Source organism: Desulfovibrio sp. 1188_IL3213, from assembly GCF_036763145.1.
Classification (GTDB): domain Bacteria; phylum Desulfobacterota; class Desulfovibrionia; order Desulfovibrionales; family Desulfovibrionaceae; genus Desulfovibrio.
The window spans coordinates 1-12,647 of the sequence record NZ_JBAIYR010000037.1 but is presented as its reverse complement, the minus strand read 5'-3'; the positions used below and the strand labels follow the sequence as shown (position 1 = coordinate 12,647).

Sequence of the window (12,647 nt, the reverse complement as noted above, 5' to 3'; positions counted from 1 at the left end):
CGGCTGGCTTCCAGTCATGCGCTGGACATGCTGCGTCGGCATCTGGCGGGCCTGCCTGTGGAGGCCCAGTGGGCGGAAGGGCAGCCGCAGGAGTAATGTTTTCGGCAGGCTGAAGTCAGCGAAGGCAAAACCTGGCCTGTTGCCCGCCGCGCTCTGCGGCAGGTGCGGGGCCATCTGATCTGATATTTTTCGCAACCGTGCGTTCTGTTTCTGCGCGCGTTCAGGCGCAGACATGCAACGCACGGTTGCGAGGCAGCCGGAAAATCTAGTCTTCCTGCTGTTCAAAAACTCCCACAATACTTGTAATGGGCAAAATAAAGGCAATGCCGTTGCCGGGTTTGACAAGGGCTGCCGAGTGCGAAATGGCAAGCAGCACTTCACGGCTGATATCTGCGGGAACGGCGTTGAGGATAATGTCTTTTTCCGGCTCGACAGGTATGCCGAACAGCGCGGCGACCTTCAGTCCCGTGCCGCGCCCCTTGAGCACTGTGGCGCCCCGCGCCCCGGCTTCTTGCGAAGCTTCAATGATGGTGCTGCTCCAGCCCTTGTTCACAATGGTTACAACCAGTTCGTAGCCGTCTTTTATCATGATCCCGTCCTTATTTTGCAAACTTGAATTACTGATTGGCGGACTGCGTGCCGGATCGCCCTATCTGAGCCAGATAAGACTGAAAATGGCAAGCAGAGGAAGCAGCATGACAAGGACAATGCCCGTATAGGCAAAGAAGCTGGGCATGCGCACGCCAAGATTTTCCGCCAGTGAACGCACCATAAGGTTGGGCGCGTTGGAGATATAGGTATTTGCCCCCATAAAGACTGTGCCGCAGGTGATGGCAAGCAGGGTCTGGGACAGTTCATGCATGAGAATCTGGGGATCGCCTCCGGCTATGTTAAAGAAGACAAGAAAGGTCGGCGCGTTGTCCAGAAAGGTGGAAAGTACCCCTGTAAGCCAGAAATACACCATGTTGTCCGGTTTGCCGTCAGTGTTGAGAATGTCGATAATAAAGCCCATGTCACCGTCTTTGCCCGCTTTGAGGATGGCGATGATGGGGATAAGGCAGATAAAGATGCCCAGAAAAAGTTTGACCACCTCGCGCATGGGGTCCCACGTAAAGGCGTTGCGTTCTCGAATGGCAAAGTTTGTGAGCCGGCCGGAAAGAATGATGATCACCAGCAAAAGCAGGTCGCGCGCGATGTTTTGCAGTTCCATATACACTTCGCCGAAAAGGGGAACGTGGATGCCCGGCTTCCAGTTGCCGCTCAAGAGCACGGCCCCGGCGATGCAGGCAAGCAGCGGCACGTTGACCTGCCAGCCTTCCAGGCTGAGCTTTACGTCTTTGCCCCTGTGCTGATCCAGAAGCTCGTGGTCTTCTTTTCTATAAAGGTACATGTCCAGAAGATAGTGGGCCAGCAACAGTGAAACGCTCAGAAAAACCATGGGACCGAACAGGTGGGTAGTGGTCCAGAAAAAGTCCACGCCCGCCAGAAAGCCGAGGAATATCGGAGGATCTCCCAGGGGGGTGAGCGAGCCGCCCACGTTGGCCGCAAGCACAATGAAAAAGATGACGGAATGCACCCGGTAACGGCGGTACATATTGGCGCGGAGCAGGGGGCGAATGAAAAGCATCGAGGCCCCGGTGGTGCCGACCCAACTGGCAAGCGCGGTGGCGATAAAAATGATGCCTGTATTTACGAGCGGCGTACCCGTAAGGTTGCCCCGCAGATGGATGCCGCCGGTAACCGTGAACAGCGCGATCAGCAGAATGACAAAAGGCAGATAGGTATTGAATATGGTTCCGAGCAATTCCTGAAGCGTAGCCCGTGGCCCGAAGTGGATCAGCAGCGCCGCCAGAAAAAGCGCGCTCCAGAAGGCGGTTATTTTGCCGTAATGAGCTTCCCAGAAGTGGGGATTGACGAGGGGCCACAAGGCAATGGAAAGCAAAAGTCCGGCAAAGGGCAAAGCCCAGATGAGGGAAAGCTGTGTTCCGTCCAAAAGCGTATCGGCACAAAAGCCATGAGCGGGAATGCCGAAAATCAAAAAAAAGCAAGCGGCGAGTAAAACAAGAAATCGGGGTATGGGCACTACCTGAGCTCCTTGGGTGGAAGGCCAATATAAATCAGATCAGTTGCGGCGCGGACTTGCGCGAGCTTGCCGGGCCTGCACGGATTTGCGCGGGAGGCGCAACGCGGCAGCATGACCGGAGCAAGGGACGCGGACCAGGTCGGGCAACTGTTAACGGCAGCATGCACACAGGCCGTGGTCAAAACTGAAAAGTAGCATAACGTCAGAAAAGCCGCAGGGCAAACACCTTTCGCAACCTTTGCTTCGGCAGGGAATGCGCGATGCCGGTCATGGCAGGCCTGCTCCAAGGATAAGGCGGGGTTGTGGCGGTATTTGTTGTGCATGTTTTTACCTGTGAGGCAACGCAAAGGCGTTGGCTGGCGTCAGGGCCGCAAGACTAAAAACAAAAGCCCGCCAGTGGCGGGCTTTCGTGAATAAATGCCGCTCTGGCGGCAGGACGCCGAGCTTGCGGCGCCCTTAGCGCAGGCTGAACGCAAAGGGAATCACCACCAGCGTGTTCACCGCCTGTCCGTTGAGCTTTTGGGTACGACTCTGGGCCGACCGCAAGGCCAGCCATTTTCCGCACATGTAAGCCCAACTGGACACAGACATAAACAGCAGCAGCACCAAGACGCATTTGGAAATAAGCGTAGCCTGCAGTACGGCCTCAATCATAGAATTCATCCGGCCTTTCCCCTTCCATAACGAACATGAAATTGAAATTCAAAGTATATAATATTCAAAGTCAGTCCGCCCCACTGTGTAAACAAAAGAGATAGTTTAGTAAAAAACAAATAGATGAGTAGTTTTTTGATCGGGCTGATCCTGGAACGGCGCGAGGGGGCAGTGGGCTGCCTGCTAGAGCAATTTCACTTTGAAATTGCTCTGGCGGCTGCGTGAGCAGTCGCCCGCCGCAAAGATGGAAGCGCAGCTTCAGCCGTTACGACAAAGGAAGTTACGGATGAAGACAGCAGAGCTATTTACTTGCGCGGTTAAGCAGCGAAGCGAGCGTGTTTTAAACTTTGAGAATGTACATTCTCAAAGTTAATCTGCTCTAAAGGAGGGGAATAGTTACAATGGCCTGGCTACAGCAACGTCCATCCTGAAGCAGAACCTGTATGTCCTTTGCATCATTGCCGCTCATGGGGCCTTGTCTCCCATATCCTTAGTCTGCCCCTGGTGCTTCATTTATCCTCAAGGAGCTGTTCAACGGGGATCATACGGTCGCGGACGAGATTCTCCGGGAGATAGACCATACCACAGTTCGGGCATCGCGGAACCTCAGCCGAAAACGTATGTCTAAGGTAGCTGAAGTTGGTTTTTACCATCTGCAGCGGCAAGTTGCAGGCATGGCACAAAAATTTGTCAGACATGAACGCCCCCTGGTCTTACAGGCTGTCTTCTATGGTCATGCGGTGGTTGTACACATTGTGGACAAATATACCGCCATGTTCCGTGGTATACTCCACCCAGCAGGTCGTGAACCCTAGTGATTTGTATCCTGTGAAACGGCCTGTAGCGGGGTTGATCACTTTTTTTCCGGTACGTTCACAGTAATCGATCACCTGGGCCACTTCTTCTTCAAGAATAAGCAGCCATTGCATTTTTTCCTTGATCTGCTGTGTAAAGACTATCCGCATGTCTGGGTCGCCTTGTGGCTGTGGGGTACGGGGCTGTCCCCCCATGTTTTCATAGTAGTTTCTGAGCCATAGCCTGTTGCGACGCCGTTCGCTGATTGTGGGTGGTCTGCGGAAAGGAGAGTTGCCCGTGAAGAGCAGGTCGAGAATATGTCTGCAGGGTTTTCCGTTTAAGGCAAAACTATCGCGGCAGTTGGTGCAGTAAGTGATGTATTCCCGCTCAGCCAATGCTGCCCGCTGCGCTGCGACTTCACGCACGAATTCCGGCCTGACGGCATGCACCTGCCCGCCGAATCCGCAACAGCGGGCCAGCGGACCGCCTACAGGAAGCTCGTGCACCGTTAGTCCCATTTGCACGGCCAGCTCCCTGATATCTTTTTGCAAACCGGGATCATCGCGGCTGGAGCAGGGGTCATATACGGATACGTCATGCCCTCTGCAAAGCTGGGTGCTGCTGTGCGGCAGGTCTGGCATACTGGCTAACATCTGAAAAAGAGAAAGGCTCCGTGCCTCAGGAAAATAGCGAGAAAATGTTTTACGGCAGGTAGGGCATGCCAGTACCAGTTGAGGCTTGCCAAGGCTGAGCCAGGCATCGCGCACAAAATCCAGAGCCGTATCGCGGAGATTTTCGTTGCCCGCCCATTCGGCAGGAACGCCGCAGCAGCCCAGCAACAGAGCCGTGCGTGGATATCCCGCCTGCAGAGCCGTGCAGGTTGCCGTGACATAGGCCGGGTCTGAAGCGCCAAGCTGGCAACCGGGAAAGAACAGATATTCGCACGAATGGCCGGAATATGGCTTGTACAACAGAGCCGCAGGACCATTGGAAAACTCCATGTCCCTGAGCCAGAAGTCATGATAGGCCGGGGGCAGGGCCTTATCCAGGTGAAGGCTGCGCCGTGCTTCCAGAAGGCACTGCTCCATATCCACATTTTCCGGGCAGACTTTTTTGCAAAGACCGCATTGGAGACAGGAATTCAGCAGTTTCATCCCCACGCGCTGGGTGATGTTTTCTCTGGGTCCCATAGAGGATATGGTGTCCTGCACCATTTTGGGAGGATAGGAGCGGAAAGTCTGCATCAGGTCGCACTGGTCATGGCACAGAGAGCAGTTGCAGCGCAGGCAGCGCAGGCTTTCGGCCTGTACCGCCTCGGGGCAGGTTTCTCCTTCTTCCATGCCCCGAGGCGATGGCGGCAGGGGCATCTGGTAAAAAACCTGGCGCAGCGGGGGCTTCATATAGGTTTCAGGCATGCCGTCCATAGCCCCGCCCTGAAGAAATTTTTCAATGGAATAGGAAGCGCGGATGCCGTGTTCAATGGCCTCAATGGGATTACAGCCCAATATTTCTCCGCCCACAAAAACTCCTGTTTGCGCAGACCCCAGAGAATTGACATCAAGGCCTTCAAGCAAACCGAAATCTTCTCCCCCCTTGCCTGTAGCCACATATATGGCGTTGGCCTCCAGTGAGTCCAGGCTCTTTACCTCCGTGGAAAAAAACATGCTGCACTCCACCTCTGAAAACTGCCTGACGATTTCTTTCAGGTAGACTTCTTCGGGCATACGATGGCGCAGGCTCCCTCCTGGCTGTTCTTCCCTGTCATACAGCAGAACGCCGTAATTGCGCGAAGCCAGCTTCAGCGCACAGCTCAAGCCGCTCAACCCGGCGCCGATCACCGCCACGGTGTACGGCTTGGCAGGAACATTGAAGGAAATGGGGGCGGAGTTTTTTGTATGCGCCACACAGGCAGCCTCGACGGACCTGAGCAGAATTTCCTGGCCCGCTCCGCGCCGCACACAGGCTTCGCGGCAGGGCTCATGACAAATGGCGCTGACGATGGCAGGAAAAAGCACGTGATTACGATAAAGCCTGTAGGCACTGGTAAAGTTTTTTTTCTGCACCTTGTCCATGAGTGTTCGCACATCTACGCCAAGCGGGCAGGTGCAGGAACAGGGGGGAGGGCAATCGCGGAAACAGGCCTGCGAAAAAGCCTTGAAGTCTTCTATGCTCATAAGCGCCGTCCGTTTGGCATGGCGAAAATATACGGGGTCATGTTCTGTCTGTGGTGCTCCGCGCCCTCCGCAAACCTGCGGAGGGCCTTGCCGGGAGTCGCAGCCGGCCGGAGCAGCCTTTTGGTCAGGGCATTTTGACAACGGCCTTTATGGCAAGGCCTTTTTCGCTGTCTTCTATGGCCTGGTTGATTTGCTCAAAGGGGTAGAAGGTAATCAGCTTGTCCAGAGGAAAGCGCCCCTGACGGAACAGGGCTATAAGCCTGGGCAAAAAGCGTTTGGGTACGCAGTTGCCTTCAACGGCGCCCATGATGGTCTTGCCCTGGTTCATAAAGGGTACGGCATCCAGATTGATGCGTGTGCCTTGCGGCGATGCGCCCACGATGACGGCCTTGCCCCGAATGTCCAGACAGTCCACCTGGGCATTGAGCAGGGATTCTCTGGCTGTGGTGTCGAGGCTGTAGTTCACGCCCCTGCCGCCGGTGGCCTCACGCACGGCAGTAACCAGATCGTCAACCCTGGCGCTGTTGATGGTGTGCGTGGCGCCCAGCTCTTTCGCGAGGGCGAGCCTTTGCGCATTGAGGTCCACGGCCACTATGACTGCGGCGCCGCATACCTGGGCGGCCATAACCGCGCTGAGTCCGACAGACCCTGTGCCGAAGACCGCCACGCTATCTCCCGGACGGACGCGCATGACATTCATGACCGCCCCGGCCCCTGTCTGTATGCCGCAGCCGAGCGGGCCGAGGCAGTCCATATTTTCTGTGGTCTCAAGCTTTACAAGGTTGTCCGGGCGGGTAAGGGCGTATGTGGCGAAGGAGGACTGCCCGAAAAAATGGCTGTGGATTTCTTCATGCCCGTTGCGAAGCGCGGTGCTGCCGTCCAGCCTCCGGGAGGCGAAGTTGTAATCCCAATAATGATGGCACAGCCCGGACGCGGCGTCCAGACAGGTGGGGCAAACGCCACAGGAACTATAGGATATGATGACAGGGTCGCCGGGGGCGAAACCGCTTACGCTCCTGCCGATTTTTTCAACAAAACCTGCCCCTTCGTGTCCCAGCACCACAGGTTGCGGTACAGGATACACCTGGTCGCGCATGGCCATGTCTGTGTGGCATACGCCGCAACTGGTCACTCTGACGAGCACCTCATTGTCGCGTGGCTCCTCAATGTCCAGTTGCTCGAAGCTCAGGGGATGCTGGGGGGCGCGGCAGACGGCGGCAGTGATCTTCATAGCTGTGTCCTCGTGGTAAAAGGTGAAGACTGCGAAGCGACCATTTTGGCAAAAAGATGTTATTCCACTGTGCCGGTTCCCGCCGGGCTTCGGCGGGAACCAGGGGGACCTTACACAGGGTTTTCGGCGATATCGTCCAGGGCGTCGTAAAGGTCAGAGCCGAGAAAGTATTTTTTGGGTTTGAGGGATTTTCCCGCGGCCTTGGCTTCCAGGGCAGCCTTGACCTTTTCAGGCCGCGCCGGGAGCTCATGGATGCGCACCCCTGTCGCGTCATAGATGGCGTTTATGACCGCCATATGGCTGGATGACTGGAAAAGCTCGGAGCAGCCCGAAGAGCCGAAGGGGCCGTCGGCACGCGGCGTTTCAAGGAACATAAGCTCCATATTGTCGGGAATGTCCTTGATGTAGGGAATACCCGCCCCGGCAAGCGTCGCGTGGCGCTTGAAATCGGAATAGTCTTCGGAAAGGGCGTAACCGATGGTGTGGGACAAACCGCCATAGCCCTGTCCCTCCACAGCCAGCAGGTTGCCGATCTTGCCCACGTCGCCGGCGCAACGCATGCTGAGCACTGTGGTCTTGCCCGTTTCCACCTCCACCTCCACCTCGGCGAGGAAAACACCGTAGGTCAGGGCCTGTGTAGGATCGCCTACCCCCGTGTTGGGGTCGAGAGCACTGAGGCCTGTTCCGGTGACGTCAAATACGCCCACATATTTCACGGGAATGTTTTCCGCCAGCATCTCCGCATAGCTTCTGTAGCTGCCATCCGGCTTGCGCATGGCGGAAAGCAGCTGATTGGCCGCGTGGATAGTGGCATTGCCCACCATGTAGTGCAGGCGGCTGCCCGCGGCGATGCCAGAATCCGGGCAGACATGGCTGTCGTTCTGCACCAGCGTTATCTGGCCGGGGGCAAGCCCCAGAGGTTTCAAAGCCTCGTGCGTATGGGTGAGCGTGCCGATATCACCGCCCTGCCCCTGATCCTCCCATGTATTATAATGGGTAACAGTGCCGTCCGGATTCAGTTCCAGCGCCACTTCACAATGGTCGTGAGGGCCGAGGGTGCAGGAAAAACCGCCGCATACAAGACCAACTCCACGTTTTCTGGTTTCGCTGCTGCAGGCCCTGGCATCTTTAACGGCCTTGTCATAGTAGGGCTTGATCATATCCATGAGAGTCTGCATGGGATATTCCCTGAAAGGCACACTGTTTATGTTCAGATCGCCTTCTCGGGCTATATTTTTGTATCTGAACTCAAAGCGGTCCATCCCCATTTTTTCGGCCAGCATATCCACGAGCGCTTCGGAGCAGGTGTAGGCCTGCGGTGAACCGAAGCCCCGGTAGGCAGTGCCGTAATTATGGTTGCTGTGCGCTATGCGGCACAGGCCCGATACATTGGGGATAGCGTAAGGGAAACCCATAAAGCGGGCTACTTTTTCGATAATATGATCCGATACCTCGGTGTAGGGGCCGTGGTCTATGCCGGTATCGAATTCCAACGCGGTGAGCAGGCCGTTTTCATCACAGGCCATGCGCCCATTGGTGTACGAGGCGGTGCGCTTGCCGCTGAAATGCTGATGTTCTTCATAGGACATGGTGAGCGTGAGGGGGTTTTCCACAAGCATCAGGCAGACGCCCATTATGGCGTAACTGCCGGGGGACGCGGCCCAGCCGAAGCTGGCTCCCGTGGGGTTTTCAATGATGCGCACGCGCTCCACATCCATGCCGATGCCTCCGGCAATGCCCGCCCGGTGCCAGCCCACGGCCTGGGTCTTGCAATGGATGGTCAGGTTGCCTTCCGTATCCCAGTATCCCTGGAGGGTATCGCCCTCAATACTCAGATGGGGTTCGCGCTGACTGTGAAAGCTTCCTTCCACGGAGCAAAAGGACTCTTCAATGGCTTCTTCGGCCTTCTGCCCCTTGAGCACAGGCTGCATCAGGTAGGTGTTTGGGCCGGTGTGGATACGCAGCGCGTCGGGAGCAACGGCGTCCAGAAAGCTGAGATATTCCGGCAAGGGCTCAATTTCCACTTTGACGGCTTTCGCGGCTTCACGGGCCTTGTCTTCCGTCGCAGCTATGACCACAGCCACCACGTCGCCGTAGCGGAAGATTTTTTCGTCGGCGATAATCGGGCGTTCCGTACCTGGTTCCGTGCTACGCGGATGCACGACAGGCACCACAATGCGGTTGGTGCCCTTAACATCTTTGGCGGTTACAACCTTGACTACACCATCCATTTTTTCTGCCGCGGAAGTGTCGATGGAGATGATCCTGGCATGGGAGGCCACCTTGGGCTGCACGATGGCGAGGTGCAGGGTGTCGTCGGGCATCTTCAGCTTGATGTCGTCGCCGTAGTCGCACAGACCCGTAACCTTGGCCAGGGCCGCCGGGCGCGGATATCTAGTCCCGTAGATGGATGCGCCAGCCTCTTCACGATAGGTGATGTCCTCAATATCTGCCTCGCCGCGCATAACCCTGGCTGCGGCCATTACCGCGTCCACCAGAGGCTTGTAGCCGGTACAGCGGCAAAGGTTGCGATGCTTCTGAAACCAGTCGCGCACTTCTTCACGCGAAGGATCAGGGTTTTTATCCAGAAGCCCCTTGGCGGAAACAATGAAGCCGGGCGAACAAAAACCACACTGAACACCACCATAGGTTATCCAGGCCTGCTGGAGCGGGTGCAGACACGTGGGCGTGCCAATACCTTCAATGGTTTCGATCACGCTGAATTCTTTGATGTTTTTCATCTTTCGTATGCAGGAACGGACGACTTCGCCGTTCAAGATGACCGAGCACGCGCCGCACTGCCCAGCCTTGCAGCCGACCTTGGTTCCTGTGAGTCCGAGTCGGCGCAGCATGTCCGCCAAAGAATCCTTTTCCGGATCACAGACAACCATGCGCCGTGCGCCATTGATGGTCAAAAAGAGTCTTGTAAGCTTCATATGGCCTGTCCCTGTTATGGTTGGAGCAGATCGTCGGCTTATACGGCCCAGGTTGACGTGCACTCTGCCGCGTCGCGCCATCTCCGCGTGAGGAAGTCAGGCGGGCCTGAGCCCGCCCGACACGACCATCGAATGCAATAACATTGCCAGTTTGCATGCCTTGGAGATATCTATGCGTAACATGCGGTTTTATAAGAAGTAATCTGTTTTATGATTGTTTTAATAAAAAATATTTTTGCCTTATTGACTGTTTATGATATGCCAAATTATGTTGTTTTACATGGAAAGGCGTATCAGTGTTGCAAAATGCAACATTGAAAGATTGTAAATTATTACAATTTTTTTTAACGATGCATCATGCAACATCCGTTTTGTCATCAATATTGCTTTGTGCAACATGAATGCTGAGGCTATTGCTGTTTTCAGGCCCGGACGGCGTGAAATAATCTCAAGGGCAGCTTTACCACCGGTGCAGTTATGACAAGTCAAACAGAGAAAAAGTTGGGGCCGCGTGCTTCATTGGCGCGCATTCGAGAAGCTTGGAAAGCACTTGCCCTTGACCGGGAAGTGCAGACAGCCTTTTTACGTCCGGAAATAGCGGCCTCGTGGCAGCGTTGCCTTAACCTTGCGGTAAACCCCTATGAGTCTTCGTCTTCTTTTGTGCAAAAAACAGAAGGCGTCATGGCAAAAAATAAGCTTTTGCTGTCTGCCGCCGCCAGCCATCTGCGGCAACTGCATGATCTGCTCTTTGGCAAGGAGTATCTGGTCATGCTGTACAGCAATGACGGCTATATTCTCGACCTTCTGGGCGCGAGCGGACCAAAGAGGCTCGCTGAGCAGCTTAGTGTCTTTCCAGGGGCAAGGCATTCTGAGGTGGGTATCGGCACATTCGCGCCTGGTATCTGCCTGGCCGAAAAACGTCCTGTCCAGGTGCGCATGTGTGAACACTACCGGGAAGTGTACCACGACTGGAGTTGTACCGCCGCCCCCATATTCAGCCCGCAAGGGGACCTGCAGGGCGTGCTCGATATCACGACCGTGGGAGGCAGGCATCCATCCCAGCTTTTGAATCTGGTCCGACTGACTGCCGGGGCCATCGAAGCAGAGCTGGGCTATCGCGCGCAAAGCAGCGCCAACCGGAAACTACGCACCCAGTTTTTTACCTTGATGCAAAGCAGCGCTGAAGCCCTCATTGTGGTGGACAATGATGATGTGCTGACGCATGTCAGCCCTCGAGGCCTGAAACTGCTGGGTGTCAAGGATGACAAAGTGATCGGGCGTGACATTCACACCCTTGTTTCCAATTATGCTTCCGTACGTCAGGGGGTGAAAGTCGGTCGCGAACTGGCAGAATTGCACTTTTTTTCAGCTTCTTCCAATCCCCTTGTGGTTGAAGCATGCTTGCGCAGCGCCGGAGACGCCAAGGGCGCATGCGGAGGAATAGTCGGTGTGCTGCGAAGGAAGGCGGATGAGCCGGATCAGGGCGGAAAAGTCCGTTATGGTTTTCAGGATATCATCTGGCAAAGTAAAATCATGCGTGGCGTTATTGATGATGCCAGAAAGATTGCCGCCACGGAACATACAGTTCTGATCCAGGGCGAAAGCGGCACCGGAAAAGAAATGCTGGCCCAGGCCATGCACCAGGCCAGTGGGCGGCGGTCTGGCCCGTTCGTTGCTGTAAATTGCGCGGCCCTTTCGTCCGAATTGCTGCAAAGCGAGCTGTTCGGTTACGAAGGAGGGGCCTTTACCGGCGCGGACAAAGCCGGGAAAAAAGGCAAGTTCGAGCAGGCTCAGGGCGGCACCATATTCCTTGATGAAATTGGAGACATGCCCTTTGCAGCCCAGGTTAACCTTTTGCGCGTGTTACAGGAAAAAAGCGTCACCAGAGTGGGGGGCGAGCGCGTAAGGCCGCTTGACATACGCGTCATGGCCGCGACCAACGTGCCTTTGCTGCAGGCTGTGGAAAGCGGCCGCTTTAGAAATGATCTTTATTACCGTCTTTCCGTCATCAGTCTACGGGTTCCGCCTTTGCGCAAGCGTAAGGATGACCTTGTTCCACTGCTGGAATTTATGGTAGATAACTATGCAAACGAACACGGCCTGCCTGGCGGCATAGCTTTTGGCCCCGAGGTCATGGCAGCGCTGTACGCGCATGACTGGCCAGGCAACGTGCGTGAACTTGAAAATGTGATTATCAGTACCCTGACAAAAATGCGTGGCAGCGCTCCGACCCTCGCTGATCTGCCGCAAAGCCTGCAGGGCGGGGCAGAAACAGCTTCCGGCAGCGCGTGCTGTCTGCAGTCTCTTCCGCTGGATTTGCGCTCGCTTGAGCTTGAGACCATTGGGGCCGCGCTGGAAAAATGCGGCGGACACATGGGAAAAGCCGCGGCATTGTTGGGAATAAATAGAGTCACCCTGTACCGCAAACTGAAAAAAAGAAAGACGTGCCAATGAAAGAAATTCAGGCAATCTTGCGGCACAAGAGGCTTGCAATGACTGAAAACTCTATAGCCAGGATGTTGCCCCGTGAGAACGTTGAGATAGGCTGGAAAAAACGGACGCCATAGTCCATATCCATTGAGGAGGTTCTATGACGAAAGCACCACGGGGACGTTATTCACAGGAATTGAGGCAGCAAGCCGTCACCATGGCGGTTGATGATGGTTTTGGCGTAACGGAAACAGCGCGAAGGTTATCTATTCCGATGAAAACCTTGGCGAATTGGGTTACGCATTACCGACAGGACAAGCACGAGTTCGCCTTGAAGCCGGGCG

At 55.4% G+C, this 12,647-nt stretch carries 9 protein-coding genes; 2 read left to right on the top strand and 7 right to left on the bottom strand.

What is annotated here, in order from left to right; genetic code table 11:
- Window positions 1-265 precede the first annotated feature (265 nt).
- The 7 genes from V6C16_RS03635 to V6C16_RS03605 all read right to left on the bottom strand — a co-directional run bounded on the left by V6C16_RS03635 (window position 266) and on the right by V6C16_RS03605 (window position 9,873).
- Window positions 266-589 carry a P-II family nitrogen regulator gene (locus V6C16_RS03635; protein WP_333534899.1) on the bottom strand — a complete coding sequence of 108 codons (324 nt, stop codon included), beginning with the start codon at window positions 587-589 and terminating at the stop codon, window positions 266-268.
- Between the two features lie 60 nt (window positions 590-649).
- Complete coding sequence (locus V6C16_RS03630; protein WP_333534900.1) at window positions 650-2,083, bottom strand: sodium:proton antiporter; 1,434 nt, start codon at window positions 2,081-2,083, stop codon at window positions 650-652.
- 456 nt (window positions 2,084-2,539) lie between these two features.
- Entirely contained in the window at window positions 2,540-2,746 is a 207-nt protein-coding gene (locus V6C16_RS03625) for a hypothetical protein (protein ID WP_333534901.1), read from the bottom strand.
- Window positions 2,747-3,246: 500 nt separating this feature from the next.
- Window positions 3,247-3,435, bottom strand: a complete 189-nt coding sequence (locus tag V6C16_RS03620; protein ID WP_333534902.1) for a DVU_1557 family redox protein — start codon at window positions 3,433-3,435, stop codon at window positions 3,247-3,249.
- A gap of 15 nt (window positions 3,436-3,450) precedes the next feature.
- Window positions 3,451-5,706 carry a pyridine nucleotide-disulfide oxidoreductase/dicluster-binding protein gene (locus V6C16_RS03615; protein WP_333534903.1) on the bottom strand — a complete coding sequence of 752 codons (2,256 nt, stop codon included), beginning with the start codon at window positions 5,704-5,706 and terminating at the stop codon, window positions 3,451-3,453.
- A 124-nt stretch (window positions 5,707-5,830) separates the two neighbouring features.
- Window positions 5,831-6,937, bottom strand: coding sequence for an NAD(P)-dependent alcohol dehydrogenase (locus V6C16_RS03610; RefSeq protein WP_333534904.1), 1,107 nt, complete (start codon window positions 6,935-6,937; stop codon window positions 5,831-5,833).
- 110 nt (window positions 6,938-7,047) lie between these two features.
- Window positions 7,048-9,873, bottom strand: coding sequence for a molybdopterin-dependent aldehyde oxidoreductase (locus tag V6C16_RS03605; RefSeq protein ID WP_333534905.1), 2,826 nt, complete (start codon window positions 9,871-9,873; stop codon window positions 7,048-7,050).
- A 681-nt stretch (window positions 9,874-10,554) separates the two neighbouring features.
- Here V6C16_RS03605 and V6C16_RS03600 point away from each other — a divergent pair.
- The gene (locus V6C16_RS03600) at window positions 10,555-12,327 is read left to right on the top strand and encodes a sigma-54-dependent Fis family transcriptional regulator (protein ID WP_333534906.1); all 1,773 of its coding nucleotides are present in this window, start codon (window positions 10,555-10,557) and stop codon (window positions 12,325-12,327) included.
- A gap of 136 nt (window positions 12,328-12,463) precedes the next feature.
- Window positions 12,464-12,647 (top strand): transposase (locus V6C16_RS03595; protein ID WP_333534907.1); only part of this gene is annotated, 184 nt, incomplete at its 3' end.